Raw genomic sequence first — 23,507 nt, forward strand, 5'->3', positions numbered from 1 at the left:
GCGATGCTGGAGACGATTCGTAAAAATGGGGTAACGCTGGCGATGTTTGCCGCGATCACCACCGCGGCGACCGCCGTGGTAAACACCGTGACCAAACCCACGGTCGAACATCAGACGCAGTTACAGCAGAAAAACCTGCTGGATCAGGTGGTTCCGACCACGCTTTATGACAATAACATTCAGCAGGATTGTTACGTTGTCACCGATCCGGCACTGGGTAACAGCGCGCCCCATCACCTCTATCTGGCGCGCAAAGGCGATCGGCCGGTGGCTGCCGCACTGGAGACCACCGCGCCTGACGGCTATTCTGGTGCCATACAGATGCTGGTCGGTGCCGATTTCCAGGGTAAAGTACTGGGCGTGCGGGTGATTGAACATCATGAAACGCCCGGCCTGGGCGACAAGATCGAACTGCGGATTTCTGACTGGATCAACAGCTTTAACGGCAAAGTGGTTCAGGGACCCGGCGATAAGGCCTTTGCTGTGAAAAAAGATGGCGGCGAGTTCGATCAGTTTACCGGCGCCACCATTACCCCGCGCGCGGTGGTCAATGCGACCAAACGCACCGCGCTGTTAATGAAAACGCTGCCGGAGAAACTTTCTTCGTTACCGCAATGTGGAGACGCAAATGAGTGAAGCTAAAAGTCTGCTGGTTGGCGGATTGTGGAAGAACAACTCGGCGCTGGTGCAGCTGCTGGGCCTCTGTCCGCTGCTGGCGGTCACCGCAACGGCCACCAATGCGCTCGGTCTGGGGCTGGCGACCACGCTGGTGCTGACCCTGACCAACAGTTTTATTTCCGCCTCGCGCCGCTGGGTCCCTTCGGAAATCCGCATCCCGATCTACGTGATGATCATCGCTTCGGTGGTGAGCTGCGTGCAGATGCTGATTAACGCCTATGCCTATGGACTCTATCAGTCGCTGGGGATCTTTATCCCGCTGATCGTGACCAACTGCATCGTGGTGGGCCGTGCCGAAGCCGTGGCCTCTAAAAGCAGCATTCCGCTGGCGGCGCTCGATGGTTTCGCCATCGGCATGGGCGCGACCTGCGCCATGGTGGTGCTGGGCTCGCTGCGCGAAATTATCGGCAGCGGCACCCTGTTCAACGGCGCCGATCAGCTGCTGGGGCCGTGGGCAAAATCGCTGCGCATTGAAGTGGTCCATTTTGATTCGCCGATGCTGCTGGCCATGCTGCCGCCTGGCGCGTTTATTGGCCTCGGCATGATGCTGGCGGGCAAATACCTGATCGATCAGAAGATGAAGCAGCGCGCGGCACTGCGTGCTGAAGCCGCAGCCAGCGCCGCACCGCAGGGCGCAGCCGGGAAAGCCGTGTGAACCAGACGAAACGCACCGAGATCCTGCGGCGTCTGCAGGAACATAATCCGCATCCGACCACCGAGCTTCACTTCAGCTCGCCGTTTGAACTGCTGATTGCGGTCCTGCTTTCCGCGCAGGCGACCGATGTCAGCGTCAATAAAGCCACCGCGAAACTCTATCCGGTGGCCAACACCCCTGCCGCCATGCTGGCGCTGGGAGTGGATGGCGTGAAGTCCTACATCAAAACTATCGGCCTGTTTAACAGCAAAGCGGAAAACGTCATCAAGACCTGCCGCATTCTGCTGGAACAGCACAACGGCGAGGTGCCGGAAGATCGCGCGGCGCTGGAAGCGCTGCCAGGCGTCGGCCGCAAAACCGCCAACGTGGTGCTCAACACCGCCTTTGGCTGGCCAACCATCGCTGTCGACACCCATATCTTTCGCGTCAGCAACCGCACCCGGTTTGCTCCCGGTAAAAACGTGGAAGAGGTCGAACAGAAGCTGCTGAAAGTGGTTCCGGCGGCGTATAAGGTCGATTGTCATCACTGGCTGATTCTGCACGGCCGCTACACCTGCGTGGCGCGCAAACCGCGCTGTGGCTCCTGCCTGATTGAGGATCTCTGCGAGTATCCTGAAAAAACGGACTGACCCGCTGCGGCGGGTTTTTTATCGTCTGATTGCTTTCTGCTTCTCTCTCTGCCACCGCCCTCCCTGCCGTTCTGAATAACGTCACAGTTTATCGGGTTGTTACCTCGCTGTTGATGATGGAAAATCGCCGCCCCTGACGATAAGAAAATGTTATGACCCGGTGAGTAAAGCAACGAATGAACGGCCTCCTGCTGCGAGGCATCCTCTGCGCCAGTTCCTGGCGCGACTCTGGCCGCACCCGCTGGCGGTCACGCAAAAGCATATCCTGTTCGCCGCGCTGGGCGCCGGCTGCGGATTGATGCTGACCAGCCTGCTGAGCCACTGGATGCTGGGTGAGCTGAACCTCTGGTTTGTCGCGCCGGTCGGCGCCTCGGCCGTGTTACTGTTTGGTGTGCCCGCCAGTCCGCTGGCGCAGCCGTGGGCCATCGTCGGCGGCAACAGCCTGTCAGCGCTGGCGGGCGTGACCGTCAGCCTGCTGATCCCCGATCCGGCAATCGCCTGCGGCGTGGCAGCCTGTGTGGCGATCCTGCTGATGTTTCAGCTGCGCTGCCTGCATCCGCCTGGCGGCGCGGTGGCGCTGACCGCCATTCTGGGCGGACCTGCGGTGCAGCAGCTGGGCTATCAGTTTGTTCTGACGCCGGTTCTGCTCAACTCCCTGACGCTGGCGCTGCTGGCGCTGCTGTTTAATAATCTGGCCGGTCGCCGCTATCCGCATCCGCTGGCTCCCGCAGAGAGTAAACCTGAGCCGGTGGCGATGCCTGTGCCGCTGACCCGCGCCGATCTGCATCAGGCGATGCAGGGCGGTGAACTGCTGGATATTGATGAAGAGGATCTGCAGGCCCTGCTGCTGCGCGCTGAACAGATCGCGCAGCGCCGCCAGCTGAATCACTGACGGTTATCATCGCGCCCGCCCGGTTGTCCGTGACGGTGTCACCTGATAAAGCCTGTCAGCGCTGCGCCAGCGCGGCCTGCATCCACGCGACCACCAGCGGAGCGTCCTTCTCCTGCAGGGCGGCGCGCTCTGACTGAAACAGCGTCGCGACAAAGAAAGGATGGTCGGACAGCTCAACGCCGCGCACCTCACCCGCCTCGTCCCAGGCGGTAATGCGCAGCGTGTTCTCGCCCAGTGCGGTACTGAATGCCGGGTTGACGCCAAAGTTGCAGTGATAGCCTTCATCGCTGCTGAGCGCCCCATAGGCCAGGGCGATACGGGAGTTCGCTTCAAATCTTACTGTGCCGCGCTTCTCCACCAGCGAACAACTCAGTGGCGTAATCACCTGTCGCCCGCCCGTCTCCGTTTCGGCGTGACGCGCATCCTGCCACTCCAGCACATTGCGCGCATATTCGATAACCGCATACTGAAATCCGCCGCAGGAACCCAGGAAAGGTTTGCCGCTTTCCCGCGCCCAGCGAATGGTGTCGAAGACACCCGCGTCATTATGATAAGGACTGCCCGGCACGACCCAGATAGCATCGCTCTGCGCCAGATGCGCCTCGCTAAGCTGTTCTGTGGGGATCCATTCTGCTTCCGCAGTGATGTTCAGCCGACGGGCGGCACGTTCAATCGCAAGGGGAATAGCCTGATGGGCAACCGCACTGGCGCGGTAATCACCGACCAGTGATAAACGCAGGGAGGAGGACATAGCGAGTTCCTGTAAGGGGAAATTGAGAGGCTACAGGAATGTGAATATTCTGTCGAGCGCGCTCAGCAATACGGGTTTTCGTACCCGCCAGCCCCGCGCAATCGATTTCTTGTTTTACTTTCTGAAATAAATCGCCGTTTTGTGTCCCGGATCGCCAGCCGGACGCTTTTTCATCAATGCGGCAGGCTTAACGTTTTAATTTTCGGCAGATCGCCTGGGAAATAGCCATCTTCTGCCGGTTAGTGCTGCTGAATTATCATCCGGCAAACGTTTAATCTGCATAAGGCGTCATTAGCAGTTAATATTAATTTCATCCAGTAAGCCGCCCTCATTTGGCATTTTTATACTGAAGTGATATTTCAGATCAATATTAAAATCTGCCTCATCGTTTATTGTAAGATTTTTAACCTGACATTATCAGGTTACACGGGGTGTCAGAAAACTCTTGCCCTGCTGCCCGTAATCAGCCAAATTAGTCGCCGCTCCTCCCTTCTGATAACAATTTTGCGCATGGAACACTCACATGACGCAGACTTAATTCCTGTCCCGAAACAGGATGTGACAAAACTGAGGTACAAGTGTCAACTGCAAACAAACACACTGATGAGGCTGTCAGCCTCAATGCGTTTAAACAGCCAAAGGCGTTCTACTTAATCTTTTCGATTGAGTTATGGGAACGTTTTGGCTTCTATGGCCTGCAGGCCATTATGGCGGTTTACCTGGTGAAGCAGCTGGGATTGTCTGAATCAGACTCTATTACCCTGTTCTCTTCATTCAGTGCGCTGGTTTATGGTCTGGTCGCCATCGGCGGCTGGCTCGGTGATAAGGTGCTGGGTACCAAACGCGTCATCGTACTGGGTGTGCTGGTGCTGGCGCTGGGTTATGCGCTGGTCGCCTTCTCCGGCCACAACGTCAGTATCGTCTATCTCGGTATGGCCACCATCGCCGTGGGTAGCGGCCTGTTTAAAGCGAATCCCTCTTCGCTGCTTTCGACCTGCTATGAGAAAGATGACCCGCGTCTCGACGGTGCGTTCACCATGTTCTACATGTCGATTAACATCGGTTCGCTGTTCTCGATGATGCTGACACCGTGGTTAGCCGCAAAATATGGCTACAGCGTCGCTTTCTCCCTCTGCGTCATCGGTCTGGTCATCACCCTGTTCAACTTCCTGTTCTGCAAACGCATGGTCAAAGATTACGGTTCTAAACCGGACTTTGCGCCGCTGCAGGTCGGTAAACTGCTGATGACCCTCGTGGGCGTCGTGGTGCTGGTCGCACTGGCAAACTGGATGCTGCATCACCAGGCGATTGCACGTGTGGTGCTGGCGGTGATTGCACTGGGCATCGTGCTGGTGTTTGCCAAAGAAGCCTTTGCGCTGCAGGGCGCAGCGCGTCGTAAGATGATCGTGGCCTTCCTGCTGATGGTTGAAGCGATTCTGTTCTTCGTGCTCTACATGCAGATGCCGACCTCTCTGAACTTCTTCGCTATCCGTAACGTTGAGCACACTATCTTCGGCATTACCTTTGCTCCGGAGCAGTTCCAGGCGCTGAACCCGTTCTGGATCATGCTGGCCAGCCCGCTGCTGGCGTCGCTCTACAACAAACTGGGCGATAAGCTGCCGATGCCGCACAAATTTGCCTTTGGTATGGTGCTCTGCTCCGCCGCGTTCCTGGTGCTGCCGCTGGGCGCGAAGTTTGCCAGCGACGCCGGTATCGTTTCTGTGAACTGGCTGATCCTGAGCTATGCGCTGCAGAGTATCGGTGAGCTTATGATCTCCGGTCTCGGCCTGGCGATGGTCGCGCAGCTGGTGCCTCAGCGTCTGATGGGCTTTATCATGGGCTCCTGGTTCCTGACCACCGCCGGTGCGGCGGTGATTGCCGGTAAAGTCGCTAACCTGATGGCTGTGCCTGAAAACGTGACCGATCCGCTGATTTCACTGGCAACCTACAGCCGTGTGTTCCAGGAGATTGGTATCACTACGGCAGTGATCGCCGTGCTGATGCTGATTACTGCGCCGCTGCTGAACCGCATGACGCAGGACCCTGAAGCAAAAGCCCGGGATGTGCAGGCCTGACAGCCACCCTGTCATCTCTCAGCCGGGCTCTGCCCGGCTTTTTTATGGCTGACGTCTCCCCCTGATCATTCCCTGATCCCTGTCACTGGCAATTCTGCTCTGAGCATTTACTATGCAGTAACCCCATTGCCACAAGGAGACCGGGTTATGAAACTGTTTTGCAAAGCGGGTGCCTGTTCGCTCTCACCTCACATTGTCATGCGCGAATGCGGGCTCGACTTCACCCAGGTCAGCGTTGATCTGGCTACAAAGCTCACCGAACGCGGCGACGACTTTCGCCAGATTAACCCCAAAGGTCAGGTGCCCGCCCTGCAGCTCAGCGATGGCACCGTGCTGACGGAAGGTGTCGCCATTGTGCAGTACCTGGCGGATCTCAAACCCGATCGCCACCTGCTGGCACCGGTTGGCAGCCTGACGCGCTACCAGACCGTCGCGTGGCTCAGTTACGTTGGCAGCGAGCTGCATAAAAGTTTCGGGCCGCTGTTCCGGCCGGGTTACTCTGACGAGGTAAAAGCGCAGACCCGCAGCCAGCTGGAAGCAAAATTTCGTTTTGTCGATGAATCACTGCGTGACAGACAGTGGCTGATGGGGCTGCACTTCAGCGTGGCCGATGCGTATCTCTTCGTGGTGACGCGCTGGGCAAACGCGCTGGGACTGGATCTGTCTGAGTATACGGCGCTGAAGGCGTGGTTTGAGCGGGTTGCAGAGCGGCCTGCGGTGCAGGCGGCACTCAGGGCCGAAGGATTAGCCTGAGTGAACAGGGCCGGATGACCGGCCCTGATGCGTTACAGCTTTTCAGCCGCGAAGTGCTGGGTAGGATGGGCGATGGCATCCTGTGCCGCCACCAGCTGCAGCTCATACTCACCCATCTGATGGGTTTTCAGCATCACCTCATAAACGGCAGCGGTGACGTGCTCCAGCGCATCCTGCAGCGATTTACCGTGCAGCAGATTAACCAGCAGCAGTCCGCTGGTCAGATCCCCCACGCCGACCGGCTGACGGACGCCAAAGTCCACCAGCGGACGGCTGATGTGCCAGGCATCCTCTGCCGTCACCAGCAGCATCTCAAAGCGATCGCTGCGACGCCCTGCACGCGCCAGATGTTTCACCAGCACTACGCGCGGCCCCTGAGCGATCAGCGCCCGTGCTGCGTCCACCGCCGCGTCCACATCAGTGACGGTGCGTTCGCTCAGCATCTCCAGCTCCAGCAGGTTCGGCGCGATGATGTCGCTGGCAGGCATCGCCATTTTGCAGTGAAACTCTGCCACGCCCGGGGCGACGATACAGCCTTTCTCCGGATGGCCCATCACCGGATCGCAGAAGTACCAGGCGTTCGGGTTAGCCGCTTTGACCTGACGGACAATCTCCAGAATCTGCTCGCCCTGCTCCGCCGAGCCGAGATAGCCGCTCAGCACCGCGTCACAGGTTTTCAGACGGTCGATGTCCGCAATGCCTTTCACGATGTCGGTTAAGTGCGTTGCTGGCATCACCGTGCCGGTCCAGTGGCCATATTGCGTATGGTTGGAAAACTGCACGGTATTCAGCGGCCAGACGTTTGCACCCAGGCGGCGCATCGGAAACTCAGCCGCCGCATTCCCGGCGTGACCAAAAACAACGTGCGACTGAATCGCTAAAATATTTTTCACTTGTTTGCCCTGTCCTGCCTTGCCATAAAAAAGGGCCGGAGACCGGCCCTGAAATCTTACTGCCAGTTAATCAGGCAGTAATGTTTCTTACCGCGACGCAGCAGCGTGAAGCGGTTAAACAGTTTGTCACTGTCGCTGAAGCGGTATTCCGCGTCAGACTGCTTTTCACCGTTCAGAGAGACGGCGTTGGAGCCAATCATGGTGCGAGCCTGACCGCGTGACGGCACCAGCTCCGCTTTCACCAGCGCCTGCTGCAGATCGTCTTCAGCGCTCAGGGTGATGGTTGGCATGCCATCCTGCGCCAGCTGCTCGAAATCCGCTTCGGTCATATCGCTCACGGCGCCGGAGAAGAGGCTGGCCGTGATGCGTTTCGCCGCCGACAGACCCGCTTCGCCATGCACCAGACGCGTGACCTGCTCAGCCAGCACATACTGCGCACGTGGCGCGGTGCCGCTGTTTTTGTCCTCTTCTTCCAGCGCGTTGATCTCTTCAATGCTCATGAAGGTGAAGAACTTCAGGAAGCGATAGACATCTGCGTCCGCGGTGTTGATCCAGAACTGATAGAACTTGTACGGACTGGTCTTCTTCGCATCCAGCCAGACTGCGCCGCCCTCGGTTTTACCGAACTTGGTGCCGTCAGATTTGGTGATCAGCGGCACGGTCAGGCCAAACACCTGGTTCTGATGCAGACGACGGGTCAGGTCGATACCGGAGGTGATGTTACCCCACTGATCCGATCCGCCAATCTGCAGCGAGACGCCGTGGCGCTCATTCAGGCAGGCAAAGTCATAGCCCTGCAGCAGATTGTAAGAGAACTCGGTAAAGGAGATGCCCTGATCGTCACGGTTCAGACGCTGCTTCACCGCTTCTTTATTGATCATCTGATTGACGGAGAAGTGCTTGCCGATATCACGCAGGAAGGTCAGCACGTTCATGCTGCCAAACCAGTCGTAGTTATTGGCGGCGATTGCGCTGTTGCTGCCGCAATCGAAGTCGAGGAAGGGAGCCACCTGCTGGCGGATCTTTTCAACCCATTCACCGACGGTTTCGCTGGTATTAAGTTTACGCTCTGCGGCTTTGAAGCTCGGGTCGCCAATCAGGCCGGTTGCGCCACCGACCAGTGCCACCGGCTTGTGGCCGGCATCCTGAAAACGCTTCAGGCAGAGCAGCGGTACCAGATGGCCCAAATGCAAGCTGTCGGCTGTGGGGTCAAAGCCGCAATAGAGCGAAATTGGCCCCTGCGCCAGTTTCTCTGTCAGCGCCTCTTCATCCGTCACCTGGGCGATAAGGCCCCTCTCCTGCAATTGTTGTATCAGGTTACTGCTGGTCATTACTGACTCCAAATTGATCAGACTGCACCTAGGCTGGTACACAGCTTTCCGCCGGGATGCGGAATCGAAAAAAATCAGGGCTATAGCATAAAGCGCTGACGCTCTCTGTGCCAGCGCTGATAGGGGGGAATCGTGCAGATTCAGGGTGCCAGACGGTCGATTTTCCAGCCATCGTGATCGCGCTGGTAGATGAAACGATCGTGCAGGCGATGTTCGCCCCCCTGCCAGAACTCCAGCGTATGAAATTTCACCCGATAGCCGCCCCAGAAACTGGGCAGCGGCACGTCGCCCTGCTGGAACTTCTGCTTCAGCTCAAGGAACTTCCCTTCCAGAATGCCGCGCGCCGAAATACGGCTCGACTGCTTCGACACCCAGGCCCCGATCTGACTGTCACGCGGACGACTGTGAAAATATTTCAGCACCTCCAGCGGCGAGAGTTTTTCCACTTCGCCCAGCACCATCACCTGACGCTCCAGGTAGTGCCACGGGAAGTGCAGGCAGATGCGCGGATTGTTTGCCAGCTGTAACGCCTTGCGGCTGCCGAGGTTGGTATAGAACACCATGCCCTGCGCATCGAAGTGCTTCAGCAGCACGATGCGCTGCCACGGCTGGCCCTGTTCATCCACGGTTGCGACGGTCATGGCCGTCGGATCGGGCAGTTTTGCCTCGCACGCCTGGCTCAGCCACTGTTCAAACAGGACGACGGGATCGTCCGGCAGATCCTTCCGGCGTAATCCGCCGCGGGTATATTCACGCCGCAGATGGGCAATGGTGTGTAGCGTTTCGCTGTCGCTCATAATGCTCGCCTTTTCAGATAAAGAGTCAGCTGGCAGGTTGCAGCTCACAATCGTTCACGACAATTTTATCGTTCCGTTCAATAAATGCGCCGTTGCCTTTAGACCAGAAAACATAGGTGCCATCGCTGTAACGGGCACCGGACGCCGATACGGTCTGCTTCAGCGTCAGCGGCTGGCCGTCCATAATGAAACTGACCTGCTGCTGACTCTCATCCAGCGTCACGGTCAGCGGCAGCGTCCCACAGCGATAGTGCAGCGTCTGCGGCGCTGGCGGCTGTTTATGCAACAGGCTGCAACCCGACAGCAGCAGCACAGCGGCAACGATTAATCCTTTCGACATAAGCGGGTCCCCTTCACAAGTGAAGCTGGCATTATAAGAAGGATTTGGCGTGAAGTAAGTGGGAATCCGCGCCAATCGGATGAATGGCGTCGGGCAGAGAGAATTATTGTCGCTTTTCAGGCGGTTGTCTGAATGCAGAGGTCGCGTTATCAGGCTACGCTCTATGCATCTTAAGCGAGGGAAACCAACATGAAATTTGATAACGAAGATGCATTCAAGCTGGCCGTGGCGTTTATGAATCACAAAGAGAATGCCACCATTGCCAGCAGCTACTTTAAGACCTTTATCGACACCTACCAGAAGTTTGACCGCTGGCTGAGCGCCTCCGATCCGGTCAGCGCCATGAAGGCGGAAAAAGCGGCCGCCAAAGCGGGCGAAGACTCTGTCCTCTGATAGCCTCTCTCTGGCCCGGGATCGCACCGGCTTCGGGCCACTCATCCTCCTCTGCAGGAGAGCTCTCCCCGGCGCCCGCGTTCCGCGCTGCGATCTATTCTCCTGCTGACGGTCCGGGCATTAACAAAATAGCGGCCCTTATCTCCGATCTTATTTTCGCCTTTGGCTTTGTGCTTATTGTGACGGGATGCCAGCGCCGCAAAACGTCCGTGCCGACAATACAAAGTTGCAATAAATGCTATTTCCCGGACTCAGCGTCGGAAATAATCACAGCGACCACTGTTTTTGCTTAAAAAAAACGCAACGGAGCGGGTCAGGGCCAGCAAAATTTATAAAGGCGTCTATGCTGTAAACGTCTGGATATGAATTCATGGAGAACAAAAAATGAAAATGAAATCCCTGTCAGCTATCGCATTGCTGGCTCTCTCTTTAGGCACACTGGCAGGCTGCTCTTCCAATCAATCGATTAAGACCACTGATGGCCGCACCATCGTGACCGATGGTAAACCGCAGATTGATTCAGATACCGGTCTGGTTTCTTATCGCGATGCTCAGACAGGAAAAACTGAGCAAATCAATCGCAATGAGATCAGTAATATGAGTGAACTCGATAACTAATATAAGGTGAATAAGATGAAAAAAGCGCTGATTTTACCGCTCGCCGCATTGATTGGTATGACTGTGTTAACTGGCTGCACCCGCACCAGCTATGCGATTCAGACTAACGATGGACGCACCATTATTAGTGATGGCAAACCGTCAGAATCTGATGCAGGCCTGCTGGCTTACACCGATGCAAACGGCGTGAAGCAACAGATTAATAAAGCCGACGTTAAAGCGGTTTCCGAAGTACCGAATAAATAACGCTCTCTGTGGAATAAAGCCGCCTTCGGGCGGCTTTATTCTGTCTGTCAGTCGTCCGCCTCTTTTTATAAACCCCTTCTCCTTTCTCTGTTGCTGAAACAGACGCGCTTTAATGTGACCCTGTGCCTGGCCAGAGTCGCTGGCTTATCTGAATTTCAGGCATCTCCCTCTCTGTTTAATCGTCAAAATCGCTCAGTTATTTTATGAACAGAGGTGTCTGAAATTTTTTATGCTGGGATATTAACAGGTTAGCGCTTCGCTTTGAGGTGCCATTTATTTTGGGAAAAGACCGATCGTTTTGACCTGCTATTTCTGCTCTTTTAGTCAGAGACGCCTTTAACTAAACTGGCGTATGGCTCATTAATCAGGAGATAACATATGGTGTATTATGACAAAAACGTCGGTCATATGATTCTTGGTGAAGCGGCAATTAATCTGGCTTTTACAGAGCAGGAAATCACGCTCGTTTCACTGATTCGCCAGCTGGGTGAAATGGCCGAGCATGAGCGCAGTGATGAACGCGTCGCCCAGATTGCCGATGCGCGAAACTGGCTCAAAAGTTTCACCGAAGCCGCATCGCGCGACCGAGCCGAACTTAACTGGCTGGTTGAGACCGGACAGGCACCGGTTTTCCTGAAAGATTACCGCTAGCTATGCTGCAGGCCAGGCTGTCGGGTGCATTCAGTCTGCGCCCGCCTGCTGGTTTTGCACCCTGCGCCGGCTCCGCTCATTTACCCTGCCACTGTCAGCGCAGCCGTGCTGAATAAAAAGCAGACGATTTCTGGCGAAATAGCTGTACAACACAGACAACATTGTATAACTTTGTACCTATTCGTTAGATGCTGAACTATCCGCCAGGAAACGATCCATGTACCCGAACCAGAGACTGCCACAAACGGCAGACGACATTGCCCGTTATTTTAATGCGGCAAGCCTGCCTTCACAGCAAGAGACGCTGGGACAGGTGGTAGTGGAAATTCTGAATGCCGGTCAGAACGTGAATCGCAAATCGATCTGCACCAAACTGCTGCGCCGCCTTGAAACAGCCTCTTCACAGGAAGAAGAGCGCCACTATCACGCGCTCATCAGCCTGCTGTTCGGCCGTTAATCTTCGGGGGCGTTTCAGCCCCCCGCGTGCCGGACATGCTCCGGGCGGTGTCGCGTCACACAGCGGGCTCGCTGTTACCCCAGCACCTTCAGTGCCAGTGCCAGCGTCTGCTGCTCATTGACCATATCGCCCACCTTGCCTGTCACCCGCATACCAAACGCAATGCAGAGAATCAGACCCGCTGCCGCTTCACTGTCCAGCGTGTTATCGATAGAGCCATCCCGTTGCCCCAGCTCCAGCAGTGAAACCAGGAAGCGCTGATTGCGCTGCACAACTTCATTGATGCGCTGCGCCAGCGCCTCATCCATTGTCTGCAACGCAATGGCACTGGCGACAACCAGACAGCCGCGCCGTCCCTCCGTCGCCCGCGCCGAATCCAGATAGAACTGTAACAGCTCGGTGATCTTCTCCCGCCCGCTCACGCAGGGGGCCAGACGACGGCGCAGATCGGCATTGCGCAGCAGCAGATAGCGCTCGAAGACCAGCAGAAACAGTGAGCGTTTATCTTTAAACGCCTTATAGATACTGCCTGCAGAGAGGTTCATCGCCTCACTCAGATCGCCGATGGAGGCTGCATGGTACCCCTTTTGCCGGAAAACGATCATCGCGTGATCCAGAGCCTGCTCGATATCGAACTCTCTGGGCCGTCCCCGCTCTCTGCTTTTTTGCGCTGTCGCTGTCGTGATCATCATTACCGGCCTGAAGAGGTGCATTTCGGTCAAATCAACCGGGGATTCTAGCGCAGGCAGCAGTGATAAGTACACTACGCGCATTAAGCGTCGCGCTAATGCAGCCTGCATCCTTTATCTGACGAGGAGCTGAACATTGTGCGGTGCCGGCTGGGATATGCCGCAGCCCCTTCACGCACCTGTAGCACGAACAATAAAAAGCACTTTCATATCATAAAGTTAAAAAGAATCGGTATGGCGTGACTTGACCAGCATCGCTGATTCGCAATACTGTATTTATATACAGCATTCGCAAAGATACCTTTATGCCCCTTTTCAGACCCGTGACATCTCAACCGCGCGCTCATGCCGGTGTCACTGCCCCTGCTGGCTATCGGCTGGCCAGCCACTCCCTGATTAACAGTCCGCTAAACAGGGCCGATTGCTGATGTTCGCCCTGGTTGATGTCAACTCCTTCTACGCCTCATGCGAAACCGTTTTCAGGCCCGACCTGAGAGGCAAGCCCGTCTGCATCCTGAGTAATAATGATGGATGTATTATCTCCCGCTCGGCCGAGGCAAAGCAGTTGGGGATCAAAATGGGGGCACCCTATTTCAAAATCAAAGAGGATTTGCAGCGGCTCAACGTCCACGTTTTCAGTTCAAATTACACGCTTTACGCTGATATGAGTAACCGGATCATGACCACGCTGGAGGCGATCTCGCCAGCCGTTGAGATCTACTCCATTGATGAAGCGTTTGTCGACCTCACCGGCGTTCGCCACTGTCGCGTTCTGGAAGAAGTCGGGCACGAGATCCGTGCACGCATCAAACAGGATACCCATCTTACCGTCGGTGTCGGCATTGCACAGACCAAAACTCTGGCCAAACTGGCGAATCACGCCGCAAAAAAATGGTCAAAAACCCGTGGTGTGGTTGACCTCTCTAATGTGGATCGCCAGAAAAAGCTGATGGCCCTGATCCCGGTTGAAGATGTCTGGGGTGTGGGAAGACGTCTCAGCAGGAAACTGAATGCCATGGGCATCATCACGGCAAAAGACTTATCGGAACAGAGTACCTGGGTTATTCGCAAACATTTCAACGTGGTGCTGGAGCGAACGGTCAGGGAGTTGCGCGGCGAACCCTGCCTGGAACTGGAGACCTTCTCGCCTGCGAAACAGCAGATCATCTGCTCACGCTCTTTTTCAGGACGCATCACAGCGTATGCTGATATGCGGGAAGCCGTGTGTAACTATGCGGTCAGGGCGGCGGAAAAACTGCGTGAGGAGCGGCAGTTCTGTCGACAGGTCGCCGTGTTTATCCGCACCAGTCCGCATGCTGAAGGAGAAGGTTTTTATGGTAATCAGGCTATGGCGCAGTTACCTATCCCGACTAACGATACCCGCGACATTATACGCGTGGCCGCCGAAGCGCTGGATCGTATCTGGCTGGATGGCTGCCGCTATATGAAGGCAGGCGTTATGCTGGGGGACTTTTTTAATCAGGGCGTGACGCAACTTAATCTTTTCGATGAGTTTCAGCCCCGCCCTGGCAGTGAAGCGCTGATGCGCGTGGTCGATGGCATTAATCAGAGCGGAAAAGCGAAGTTATGGTTTGCCGGTCAGGGCGTCCAGAAGCCCTGGGCGATGAAGCGGGAAATGTTGTCACCCGCCTACACCACCCGTTATCAGGATCTCCCTGTGGCAAAATAACGTGCCATGCAGAGCGAGGGCTGATCCGGCGCGGTGTCGCCAGCAAAGCCCTGACCGTGTTTACAGCAGGCCGTGCTGCAAAAGGAAGCTCCACCAGGGAAGGCCGATGAGCATATGCAGGATAAAGGTTAACAGGGTAATCACCGTTCCCGTGATCCACCACGATTTAATGTCGTTGTAGCCCGCGGCAAAGATAATCGGGCCTGCCGCGCCGCCATAGTGCGTCAGGCTACCGCCATAGGAGTTAGAAAAGAGGATCGCCAGCGCAAGCAGGACGGGTGCCGCGCCGGTGACCAGTCCCACCGTGGCTAACACCGGCACCATCGCGGCCACATAGGCACCGCCTGAGGCGAACAGATAGCGTATCGCCAGGCTCAGCAGGACAATGATGATAATCGTGCTGTTTTCCGGCCCCAGAAAGTTCAGGTGTGCCGACATCACCTCTGCCAGCCAGTGAAAAACCCCCTCTTTGCTTAACGTCGTGCTGAGTCCGATAATGCCGCCGTACCAGATCAGGGTATTCCAGCCCCCCTTATTCTGCAGCACATCATTCCAGCTGATGATGTTAAAGATCAGGGCAGCCACCATCGCGATAACGGCAACCGCCGATTCGTTTAACCCCAGATGGCGGGAAAAGATCCATCCCAGCAGAGCGGCGATAAACACCACGATAAGCCCTTTCTCTTTCGGACTCATTGGCCCCAGCGCCTGCAGACCGGCCGTGGCGATGTGAACGTTGTCTAATTTTTTTAATTCCGGACGCACGATTTTATAGGTCAGGAAGGGGATCAGCGCCAGCATCAGCAGCCCCAGCGGCACGCCAGCCAGCGCCCAGCCACCCCAGCTAATCTGAATGTGAAAAATGTCAGAAATTAACTGGAGGGCTAAGGCATTGCCCGCGAAAGCGGTAAGAAACATGTAGCTGGTGGTTTTGGTGACCATATAAACATTCACCATCAGAAACCGCCCGGCTTTACGCGGCGTCTCGCCTGGCGTGGAGCCTAAGACCAGCGCGATGCTGTTGATGATGGGAAAGACGACCCCGCCGGCGCGGGCGGTGTTAGAGGGCGTCGCTGGTGCCAGAATGACGTCCAGCAGTGCGGTGACATAGCCGAGTCGCAATGTGGTCGAGCCAAATTTCAGGATAAACCCGTACGCCAGACGCCGGCCCAGTCCGGTGGTCACAAAGGCTGCACTCAATGTAAAGGCGCTGAACACCAGCCACGTTGTGCCGGAGGCATAGCCGCTCAGCACATCCAGCGATTTCACCGGAGAGTCGTCAAACCGGGCGATGGCAAGACAGGAGAGCGCCACGGCGACCAGCATGATGACCGGTTCAGGGTAAGGCTTGCTGATCAACCCGACAATCGCCGCGAGATAGATCCCGGCCAGTATCGCGGCCTCCCGGGTTAACCCGGTGGGCGGCGGCAAAACGAGGGGTAAGAGAAGGATAAAAATGAGCAACGCTATTTTTGTGGTTTTTGCGGTCAACATACACCTCCCTGTGTGCCGCACCCGGAACAACAGAAACGTCCCACTCTGCCTCTGCTGTCTGCCCGGATGCGGCTCACGCTTAGATTAAACGTCACGGATTACAGGTTCTGCCCGGCAAACGTTTTAATCACCCTCTTTTCATCGTGCGCAGACCGATAGTGCGGTAACTGGTCGAAATTAAGATAGCGATACGTCTCGTCGTGATGCGGGTGAATCTTCTCCATCTGCCGAAGATACTGCTCCACCGTCGGCATTTTACCCATCATCGCCGCCACCGCGCTCAGTTCAGCCGACGCCAGAAAAACACGGGCATCCGTTCCCAGGCGATGCGGGAAGTTACGGGTCGAGGTTGAAACAGCATGGCTGCCCTGCCGCACCCGGGCCTGATTCCCCATACAGAGAGAACAGCCAGCAGGTTCGATTCGGGCACCCGCCTGAATAAACCGGTTAAAGTAGCCTTCGCGGGAGAGCTGCTGCGCATCCATTTTGGTTGGCGGCGCCAGCCAGAGCCTGGCAGGCAGATCCTTCACGTCCGACAGGAGTTTACCGACCGCACGAAAATGGCCAATATTGGTCATGCAGGAGCCAATGAACACCTCCTCAACTGGCGAACCGGCCACCTCTGACAACAGGCGGGCATCATCCGGATCATCCGGCGCACAGACAATTGGTTCGGTGATTTCTGTGAGGTCTATCTCGATTATGGCCGCATACTCAGCATCCTGGTCGGCCACCAGCAGCGACGGGTTAGCCAGCCAGGCTTCCATCTCTGCAATCCGTCGCGCCAGGGTCCCGGCGTGCTGATAGCCCTGCTCTATCATCCAGCGCAGCAGCGCAATATCCGAACGCAGAAACTCCGCCACATTCTCCTCTTCCAGACGCAACACACAGGCCGCCGCAGAGCGTTCAGCCGACGCATCCGCCAGTTCGAAAGCCTGTTCGGCTTTCAGGCTGCTCAGCCCTTCGATTTCCAGAATCCGGCCGGAGAAAATGTTGATCTTGTTTTTCTTCTCTACCGTCAGCAATCCCTGTCGGATGGCATAAAGCGGGATGGCGTGAACCAGGTCACGCAGGGTGATCCCTTTCTGCATGTCGCCGGTGAAACGCACCAGCACCGACTCCGGCATATCCAGCGGCATAATGCCGGTTGCTGCGGCAAAGGCGACCAGACCGGAGCCGCCCGGAAATGAGATCCCTAATGGGAAACGGGTGTGAGAGTCTGCGCCGGTGCCGACCGTATCGGGGATCAGCATGCGATTAAGCCAGGAGTGAATGATGCCATCGCCGGGTCTGAGCGCGACGCCATTCCGCTGGCTGATAAACTCTGGCAGTGTCTCATGCAGCTTCACATCAACCGGTTTAGGGTACGCCGACGTGTGACAGAACGATTGCATGAACAGGTCGGTGGAAAAGCGCAGGCAGGCGAGATCGGTCAGCTCATCGCGCGTCATGCCGCCGGTGGTATCCTGCGAACCGACCGTGGTGATTTTAGGTTCGCAATACTGGCCGGGCCGCACGCCCGCCACACCACAGGCTCTTCCCACTATTTTTTGCGCCAGGGTAAAACCTGCCGTGGACGGTACGGGGGCTTCAGGCTGCCGGAAGAGGTCGGAAGGCGGCAGTCCCAGCCACTCCCGTGCTCTGGCCGTCAGGCTTCGGCCAATGATCAGCGGAATACGCCCGCCCGCACGCACTTCGTCAGGCAGCACCGCCGTTTTCAGCGTGAATCGGGTGATCAGCTGCTGGCTGGCGTGGTCGCGCACTTCGCCCCGGTAAGGATAAAGGTCGATCAGCATGCCCGTCTTCAGGCCGGAGACGTCCATTTCGACAGGCAGTGCGCCCGAGTCCTCAAGCGTGTTGAAAAAGATGGGGGCAATTTTTCCGCCAAACACCACGCCGCCGTTGCGTTTATTGGGCACCCAGGGGATATCCCTGCCGATATGCCACAGAAGCGAATTGGTGGCCGATTTTCGCGACGAGCCGGTTCCCACTACATCCCCGACGTAGACCAGTGGATAGCCCTGCAGCTTCAGTGTCGCCAGCTGCGTCATCGGCCCCCGGTTGCCAGGCTCATCCGGCTCCACCCCCTCGCGCGGATGGCTCAACATAGAGAGCGCATGCAGCGGAATATCGGGACGTGACCATGCCTCAGGCGCGGGAGACAGGTCATCTGTATTGGTTTCACCGGTGACACGGAAGACGTTGAGCGTCATCGTCTCCGGGAGTGCCGGGCGGCGTGTAAACCATTCGCCCCGCGCCCATGACTGCATCACCGCCTGTGCAGGGTGATTCCCCTGCTGCGCTTTTTCAGCCACATCGTTAAATTTTTCAAAAATAAGCAGGGTGTGACTCAGCTGTTGCGCCGCGCAGCTCGCCCATTGGGGGTCATCCAGCAGATCGATCAGCGGCTGAATATTGTATCCACCCTGCATGGTGCCCAGCAGTTCAATCGCCTGCTGAGGCGGAATGATGCCCGCCTGGTCACCGGTTTTAATCTGCTGATAAAGAAAATCCGCTTTAACGCTGGCTGCCGGATCGACGCCGGGCGGAACGCAATGGGCTAACCGCTCCAGGAGCCTGTTTTTATCGTCACCCTCTGCACATATCAGCGCATCAATTAACGCGCGGGTTTGCCCGGCATTAAGCGGCTCAGGAGGAAGATTTTTTAAAGCACGTTCCTGTACATGCTTACTGTAGCTGTCTGACATAGTTTCTCCGAAACAGACATCACCTGTCTGAATTGCGTGAAGTAAAGAGTGTGCGTCATTCTGCTTTTAATTATCGGTCTCAAGGCCTTCGCCAAATGCGGCCAGTTGCACCAGGCCAAATTCCCACTCCCCAAAGCCGGCCGCGCTATTAATGTGCCCGGCGTCACCCAGGTCGATAAGGTGTGCACCCCAGCATTCCGCCCAGAACCGGGCGCGTTTAAATGGCATGAGGGGATCGTTGTGGCTGACAAACATCACGCCGGGAACGGGCAGTTTTTCCGGCAGCACCTGCTCCTCCAGTCCGAACAGCGCGGGCTCTGCGGGCGCAACCAGCATGATGCCAGCCACGGGCAGCGTCTGCGTCTGAACCAGACGGCAGGCGGCGAGCGCGCCAAAACTGTGTCCGACCAGAATCGCCGGGCGCTGGCCACATAAGCGCTCCCGTCGTATCGCTGCGATCCAGCCATCAATATCGGGCGCCAGCCAGTTTCGCTGACGTATCCGTTTCCAGTGAGGAAAACGCCGATGCCAGCAGCTTTGCCAGTGACTTTCATCACTGTCGCGCACCCCCGGCACCAGAATCACCGTGAACCGCTCGCTCAGCTGGTGCAGCCGTTGCATCGTCATTCTTTTTTCCTCGCCCTGTTCATGCGGTTTCATGACGCCGGATAATGGGAAAGGAGCCACCCCACCGCCAGAAGATCTGCGCTGCCTCCCGGACTGATATTTTTCTGAATGAAGGCGTTATCCATATGTCTCAGCGCCTTTGTGAGCGTTTCACCGGAGAGATCCCTGATTTTCAGGAGTCGGGTGGCGTAGCGCCGGGCATAGCTCAGTCCCCGCATACCGCCCCGCGAAACCAGATTGGTGTCGGGATTGGCGGCGATTAAAGCCAGCAGCATCCTGAGCAGGGCCTCCTCTTCCGATCCCCCCGCACGCAGGACGTTTTCCCACTGCGGCAGACCATATCGCCTGACGGTGTCAAAGCCCTTCTCCGCCTCACCGCGCGCGCCAGTTAATCCGAACGCCTGAAAAATCTGTTCGCCTTGGGTTTTTGCCTGACCGGGGTTGCTGAGTTCGTTGCCGACCAGACCTGCGCACATCGCGCGGATTTCCCGACAGAGGCTGTGCTGGCTGAGCCTTATCGCGTTTTTAGCGAGCCGGCCTGCGGCAGCGCACAGTAGCCCCAGAGAGAAAATTCCGCCTTTATGGGTGTTGATGCCTCCCGTGGCCTTAAACATCGCCTGCTCACAGGCCAGCCCCGTGGGTCTGATTGCCCGTAACGTCTGGGAAGCAGGCAAACCGGCGGTGGCAACCCCCTGGGCATAAAAACGGGGAAACCAGGGTGCGACGGCGCGAATACTGGCCATAAAGTGCATGAAATTCATGTCGCTATGCGCCCCATTATTCCGGCGATCCACCAGCCCCGGCTTGGGGGTCAGCTTCGCCTCTTTGACCATCGCCTCTGCGGCCAGCCAGGCGATATCCCCGGCGCGCTCAGACTGAACGCTGACCGCTGAAATAGTCATAGGTTATCTCCTCAATTCTCTGCGCCAGTTCATCCTGAGCATGGCGGCGCATACGGGAGCAGACGTGGGCGGGTTCATGACAGAGAAAGCATCTGCGCATCGGCTGATGTATCGCACTGCGCTTGACCAGGCCCGCAGTGGGACAAAAGACATCAATGTCCCACAAACGCCCAAGAGGATGGTTATCCTCCAGATCGGCCATGACATGCTTGATCATCCAGGCGGGTGACGACACGGACCAGAGCGCCTCCGGGCCGGTGACGGGAAAAGCCGCCTCCTGCCTGGCGATTCGCCATCGGTGCTGTTGCAGCCGCTGATTAATCGCCTCTTTCGCCTCAGCCATGACCTGCCGGGCAAGCGGGGTATCTTTGACCTCTCCCGGCCAGACGAGCGTGGCTGAAATCACGGGCTGCCCATACTGGCACAGCCACGCCTGCTGCCGACGCGCGCGCGCCTCTCTGGCGTTCAGCACATCGTCAAGCGCCAGACGCCTGCACGATGCCGGGGCCACAACACGGTTCACGCTTTCACCTGCCTGACCACGTCGATGACGCTGCCATCGCGATAGCGCACCACCCCGACGATGCGGGAGGTAAACGCAATGGGCTTTGGCTCGCCCGAGATGAGCAGCGCGCGCTGATAAAGCGTGTCGATATCGACCACCGGCAGACCCGCGGCCATCAGGCGCGCCTTCACCTCCTGTCGGGCGGGATTGACGGCAATCCCGTGATCGGTGACCAGAACATCGACGCTCTCTCCCGGTGTCACCCGTGTGGTCACCTGACGAACGACGGTCGGAATACGGCTGCGGATCAGCGGAGCCACCACGATGGTCAGATTCGCCGCGGCGGCCACGTCACAATGGCCGCCGGATGCCCCGCGCATCACGCCGTCGGAACCGGTCAGCACGTTCACATTGAAATCCGTATCGATTTCCAGCGCGCTCAGGATGACAATATCAACACGATCGCAGCAGGCGGCTTTGGCGGAGGGGTTGGCATACACGCTGGTTGAGATTTCAACGTGATGCGGGTTTTTCGCCAGCGAGGCGCCGGCAACCCCATCAAAACTCTGCGTATCCAGCAGTGTTTTAATCAGTCCCTTTTCATGCAGATCCACAAGGGTGCCGGTAATGCCGCCCAGAGCAAAACTGGCCACAATGTTCTGTTTACGCATGCGTGATTCCAGGAAACGGGTGCAGGCTGTCGAGGCGGCACCCGAACCGGTTTGCAGCGAAAAGCCGTCGCGGAAATAGCCGGAGTGCTCAATCACGTCGGCAGCCGAGCGCGCAATCATCAGTTCACGCGGATTACTGGTGACGCGGGCAGCGCCGACACTGATTTTTGCCGGATCGCCGACGCTGTCGATTCTGACAATGTAATCCACCTGATCCTGGGTCAGACTGGCGGGCATCAGGGGAAACGGCTCAATGCTTTCCGTCAGCAGCACCACCTTTCTGGCATATCTGGCATCCACCATCGCATACCCCAGCGAACCGCAGCGCGATGCCCCACCGCTGCCGCTGGCATTGCCATACTCGTCGCAGCAGGAGACCGCTAAAAAGGCGATATCGATGCTGATTTCCCCTTTCTCAATCAGATGAACCCGGCCGCCATGCGAGTGGATCTCTACCGGTTCCGCCATCAGCCCATGTGAAATCGCCTCGGCGAGTTCACCACGCATGCCGGAGGTGTAGATTTTGGTCACGACGCCCGCTTTAATGTGTTCGATCAGCGGCGCGTTGCAGGTCATTAACGAACTCGAGGCCAGCGTCAGCCCTCTGAGGCCTTTTTCGGCCAGCTTGTCCATGACGTAATTAATCACCTTATCCCCTTCACGGAAGGCGTGATGAAACGAGACGGTCATCCCATCACGCAGTTCGCAGCGTTCTAAAACGTCATCAATACTGTCGAAAAGTTTGCGCTGATATTTCTGCCGGAGATCGGCGAGGTGCGGGGTGTGGGTATGGGCACCGGTAAAGCGTTCATACTGATATGCGCTGCCGGAGAGGGCCTGGAGTGCTCGGGTTAAATGGCTCATCATTTCATCCTGTTAGTCGGGGCGGAAGGGCTACTGACGGACGCCGGAGGCGTTTTTACGGTCAAGGACGACGCGGGCATGGTTGATAATCGGCGCATCAATCATTTTTCCGTTCAGCGACACCACGCCCAGCCCCTGACGATCCCCCTCTTCTGCTGCAGCAATCACGCGCTCTGCGTAATCAACTTCTTCCTGCGTGGGCGCGTAGGCGTTGTGTACGATCTCAATCTGCCGGGGATTGATCAGCGACTTGCCGTTAAATCCCAGACGTTTAATCAGCTCCACCTCTTTTAAAAAACCCGCCTCATCATCAATGTCGGCATAGACCACATCAAACGCATCGATCCCTGCGCCACGCGCCGCATGCAATACCGCACAGCGCGCATAAAAAAGTTCGGCGCCGTCGCCCCGCTCCGTCTGCATATCCATCACGTAATCAAAGGCCGCCAGCGCGATGCCCATTAAACGCGGCGATGCTTTGGCGATAGCGACCGCATTAATCACGCCGACAGCCGATTCAATCGCCGCCATCAGTTTTGTTGACCCCACCGGACGGCCACATTCCGCCTCGATGCGGGCAATTTCACTTTCCAGCTGATCAATATCATCCGGCGTATCTGTTTTCGGTAAGCGAATAACATCCGCGCCGCCCCGAACCGCCGCTTCAACATCTTTCAGCCCAAAGGGGGTATTCAGCGGATTAATTCTGACCACCGTTTCGATCTCTTTATACATCGGGTGCTGTAAGGCATGAAAAACCAGCAGCCGCGCGCTGTCTTTCTCTTTTAATGAAACGGCATCTTCCAGATCAAACATGATTGAATCGGGGCGATAAATAAAAGCCGTGGAGAGCATGGCGGCACTTGAACCGGGTAAAAAAAGCATGCTGCGACGTAATTTTTTCATGATATTTTTTCCCACACGATATCGGTGCGATCTGCGCCACGCAATATTGCCGCCTGCAGTCTGGCGCGAATAACGCAATCCAGCGCCCCTTTATCTTCAATAACAATTTCCCCCTGGGTCACATTAAGTGCCGCCAGCGTTTCTTTCACCACGGCGGCAATCTGTTCGCCAAACTGTTTAAAAACTTCACTGCGGATCGTAATTTCCAGCCCCTCTTCACCGGGGCTGACTTTAACCACCAGGTCGCTGGATTCCAGCGTGCCGGCAATAGCCGCCTTAACTATTTTCATTT

The 23,507-nt window shown here is 56.8% G+C and carries 26 protein-coding genes; 12 read left to right on the forward strand and 14 right to left on the reverse strand.

Going from position 1 to position 23,507, the window contains the following annotated elements; genetic code table 11:
* The first annotated feature begins 3 nt into the window (after positions 1–3).
* The 4 genes from rsxG to OXR04_RS04870 all read left to right on the forward strand — a co-directional run bounded on the left by rsxG (position 4) and on the right by OXR04_RS04870 (position 2,854).
* Positions 4–636: an electron transport complex subunit RsxG gene (rsxG, locus tag OXR04_RS04855; RefSeq protein ID WP_058956538.1), complete on the forward strand. Its 633-nt coding sequence runs from the start codon at positions 4–6 to the stop codon at positions 634–636.
* Entirely contained in the window at positions 629–1,333 is a 705-nt protein-coding gene (locus OXR04_RS04860) for an electron transport complex subunit E (protein WP_009090356.1), read from the forward strand. The genes rsxG and OXR04_RS04860 overlap by 8 nt, the downstream gene beginning before the upstream one ends.
* A complete protein-coding gene (gene nth, locus OXR04_RS04865; protein ID WP_009090357.1) occupies positions 1,330–1,962 on the forward strand; it encodes an endonuclease III in 633 nt (210 codons plus the stop codon). The genes OXR04_RS04860 and nth overlap by 4 nt, the downstream gene beginning before the upstream one ends.
* Positions 1,963–2,122: 160 nt before the next feature.
* Complete coding sequence (locus OXR04_RS04870) at positions 2,123–2,854, forward strand: HPP family protein (protein WP_267369375.1); 732 nt, start codon at positions 2,123–2,125, stop codon at positions 2,852–2,854.
* A 55-nt stretch (positions 2,855–2,909) separates the two neighbouring features.
* Here the strand turns inward: OXR04_RS04870 and OXR04_RS04875 are convergent, their stop codons facing one another.
* Positions 2,910–3,605: a CTP synthase gene (locus OXR04_RS04875; protein ID WP_267369376.1), complete on the reverse strand. Its 696-nt coding sequence runs from the start codon at positions 3,603–3,605 to the stop codon at positions 2,910–2,912.
* A 578-nt stretch (positions 3,606–4,183) separates the two neighbouring features.
* Here OXR04_RS04875 and dtpA point away from each other — a divergent pair.
* Entirely contained in the window at positions 4,184–5,680 is a 1,497-nt protein-coding gene (dtpA, locus tag OXR04_RS04880) for a dipeptide/tripeptide permease DtpA (RefSeq protein WP_154928133.1), read from the forward strand.
* A 147-nt stretch (positions 5,681–5,827) separates the two neighbouring features.
* Complete coding sequence (gene gstA / locus OXR04_RS04885; RefSeq protein ID WP_009090361.1) at positions 5,828–6,433, forward strand: glutathione transferase GstA; 606 nt, start codon at positions 5,828–5,830, stop codon at positions 6,431–6,433.
* 32 nt (positions 6,434–6,465) lie between these two features.
* On the opposite strand, the gene pdxY is transcribed toward gstA, so the two are convergent.
* The 4 genes from pdxY to OXR04_RS04905 all read right to left on the reverse strand — a co-directional run bounded on the left by pdxY (position 6,466) and on the right by OXR04_RS04905 (position 9,794).
* Complete coding sequence (gene pdxY, locus OXR04_RS04890; RefSeq protein ID WP_009090363.1) at positions 6,466–7,326, reverse strand: pyridoxal kinase PdxY; 861 nt, start codon at positions 7,324–7,326, stop codon at positions 6,466–6,468.
* Positions 7,327–7,382: 56 nt separating this feature from the next.
* Positions 7,383–8,657: a tyrosine--tRNA ligase gene (tyrS, locus tag OXR04_RS04895; protein WP_009090365.1), complete on the reverse strand. Its 1,275-nt coding sequence runs from the start codon at positions 8,655–8,657 to the stop codon at positions 7,383–7,385.
* A 140-nt stretch (positions 8,658–8,797) separates the two neighbouring features.
* A complete protein-coding gene (gene pdxH, locus OXR04_RS04900; RefSeq protein WP_009090367.1) occupies positions 8,798–9,454 on the reverse strand; it encodes a pyridoxamine 5'-phosphate oxidase in 657 nt (218 codons plus the stop codon).
* 25 nt (positions 9,455–9,479) lie between these two features.
* Positions 9,480–9,794, reverse strand: a complete 315-nt coding sequence (locus OXR04_RS04905; RefSeq protein ID WP_140925254.1) for an MliC family protein — start codon at positions 9,792–9,794, stop codon at positions 9,480–9,482.
* A gap of 189 nt (positions 9,795–9,983) precedes the next feature.
* Here OXR04_RS04905 and OXR04_RS04910 point away from each other — a divergent pair, with 189 nt between their 5' ends.
* The 5 genes from OXR04_RS04910 (at position 9,984) to ycgZ (ending at position 12,159) form a co-directional block, all read left to right on the forward strand.
* Entirely contained in the window at positions 9,984–10,187 is a 204-nt protein-coding gene (locus tag OXR04_RS04910) for a hypothetical protein (protein ID WP_009090370.1), read from the forward strand.
* A 384-nt stretch (positions 10,188–10,571) separates the two neighbouring features.
* A complete protein-coding gene (locus OXR04_RS04915; RefSeq protein ID WP_009090372.1) occupies positions 10,572–10,805 on the forward strand; it encodes a YgdI/YgdR family lipoprotein in 234 nt (77 codons plus the stop codon).
* Positions 10,806–10,820: 15 nt separating this feature from the next.
* Complete coding sequence (locus OXR04_RS04920; RefSeq protein ID WP_009090374.1) at positions 10,821–11,051, forward strand: YgdI/YgdR family lipoprotein; 231 nt, start codon at positions 10,821–10,823, stop codon at positions 11,049–11,051.
* A 378-nt stretch (positions 11,052–11,429) separates the two neighbouring features.
* Positions 11,430–11,702: a hypothetical protein gene (locus OXR04_RS04925; RefSeq protein WP_009090376.1), complete on the forward strand. Its 273-nt coding sequence runs from the start codon at positions 11,430–11,432 to the stop codon at positions 11,700–11,702.
* A gap of 217 nt (positions 11,703–11,919) precedes the next feature.
* On the forward strand, positions 11,920–12,159 hold the full coding sequence (gene ycgZ, locus OXR04_RS04930; protein ID WP_009090377.1) for a regulatory protein YcgZ: 240 nt from the start codon (positions 11,920–11,922) through the stop codon (positions 12,157–12,159).
* 74 nt (positions 12,160–12,233) lie between these two features.
* On the opposite strand, the gene OXR04_RS04935 is transcribed toward ycgZ, so the two are convergent.
* Complete coding sequence (locus OXR04_RS04935) at positions 12,234–12,848, reverse strand: TetR/AcrR family transcriptional regulator (RefSeq protein WP_140925478.1); 615 nt, start codon at positions 12,846–12,848, stop codon at positions 12,234–12,236.
* A 427-nt stretch (positions 12,849–13,275) separates the two neighbouring features.
* Here OXR04_RS04935 and umuC point away from each other — a divergent pair, with 427 nt between their 5' ends.
* On the forward strand, positions 13,276–14,538 hold the full coding sequence (gene umuC, locus OXR04_RS04940) for a translesion error-prone DNA polymerase V subunit UmuC (protein WP_111207385.1): 1,263 nt from the start codon (positions 13,276–13,278) through the stop codon (positions 14,536–14,538).
* A gap of 60 nt (positions 14,539–14,598) precedes the next feature.
* Here umuC and OXR04_RS04945 read toward each other — a convergent pair whose 3' ends face one another.
* The 8 genes from OXR04_RS04945 to citD form a co-directional block, all read right to left on the reverse strand.
* Positions 14,599–16,032 carry an anion permease gene (locus OXR04_RS04945; RefSeq protein ID WP_267369377.1) on the reverse strand — a complete coding sequence of 478 codons (1,434 nt, stop codon included), beginning with the start codon at positions 16,030–16,032 and terminating at the stop codon, positions 14,599–14,601.
* Positions 16,033–16,130: 98 nt separating this feature from the next.
* Positions 16,131–18,740 carry a bifunctional aconitate hydratase 2/2-methylisocitrate dehydratase gene (gene acnB, locus OXR04_RS04950; protein ID WP_140925251.1) on the reverse strand — a complete coding sequence of 870 codons (2,610 nt, stop codon included), beginning with the start codon at positions 18,738–18,740 and terminating at the stop codon, positions 16,131–16,133.
* Positions 18,741–18,806: 66 nt separating this feature from the next.
* Positions 18,807–19,367 carry an alpha/beta hydrolase gene (locus OXR04_RS04955; RefSeq protein ID WP_267369378.1) on the reverse strand — a complete coding sequence of 187 codons (561 nt, stop codon included), beginning with the start codon at positions 19,365–19,367 and terminating at the stop codon, positions 18,807–18,809.
* 29 nt (positions 19,368–19,396) lie between these two features.
* Positions 19,397–20,269: a triphosphoribosyl-dephospho-CoA synthase CitG gene (citG, locus tag OXR04_RS04960; RefSeq protein WP_267369379.1), complete on the reverse strand. Its 873-nt coding sequence runs from the start codon at positions 20,267–20,269 to the stop codon at positions 19,397–19,399.
* Entirely contained in the window at positions 20,238–20,792 is a 555-nt protein-coding gene (gene citX / locus OXR04_RS04965; protein ID WP_267369380.1) for a citrate lyase holo-[acyl-carrier protein] synthase, read from the reverse strand. The genes citG and citX overlap by 32 nt, the downstream gene beginning before the upstream one ends.
* Positions 20,789–22,309 carry a citrate lyase subunit alpha gene (citF, locus tag OXR04_RS04970; protein ID WP_140925243.1) on the reverse strand — a complete coding sequence of 507 codons (1,521 nt, stop codon included), beginning with the start codon at positions 22,307–22,309 and terminating at the stop codon, positions 20,789–20,791. Before citF ends, citX begins: the two co-directional genes overlap by 4 nt.
* 30 nt (positions 22,310–22,339) lie before the next feature.
* Complete coding sequence (citE, locus tag OXR04_RS04975) at positions 22,340–23,215, reverse strand: citrate (pro-3S)-lyase subunit beta (protein WP_009090399.1); 876 nt, start codon at positions 23,213–23,215, stop codon at positions 22,340–22,342.
* The gene (gene citD, locus OXR04_RS04980; RefSeq protein ID WP_009090400.1) at positions 23,212–23,505 is read right to left on the reverse strand and encodes a citrate lyase acyl carrier protein; all 294 of its coding nucleotides are present in this window, start codon (positions 23,503–23,505) and stop codon (positions 23,212–23,214) included. Before citD ends, citE begins: the two co-directional genes overlap by 4 nt.
* Positions 23,506–23,507 lie beyond the last annotated feature (2 nt).

This window comes from Pantoea sp. GM_Pan_3, from assembly GCF_026541045.1.
In the GTDB taxonomy this organism is placed as follows: Bacteria; Pseudomonadota; Gammaproteobacteria; order Enterobacterales; family Enterobacteriaceae; genus Pantoea; species Pantoea anthophila.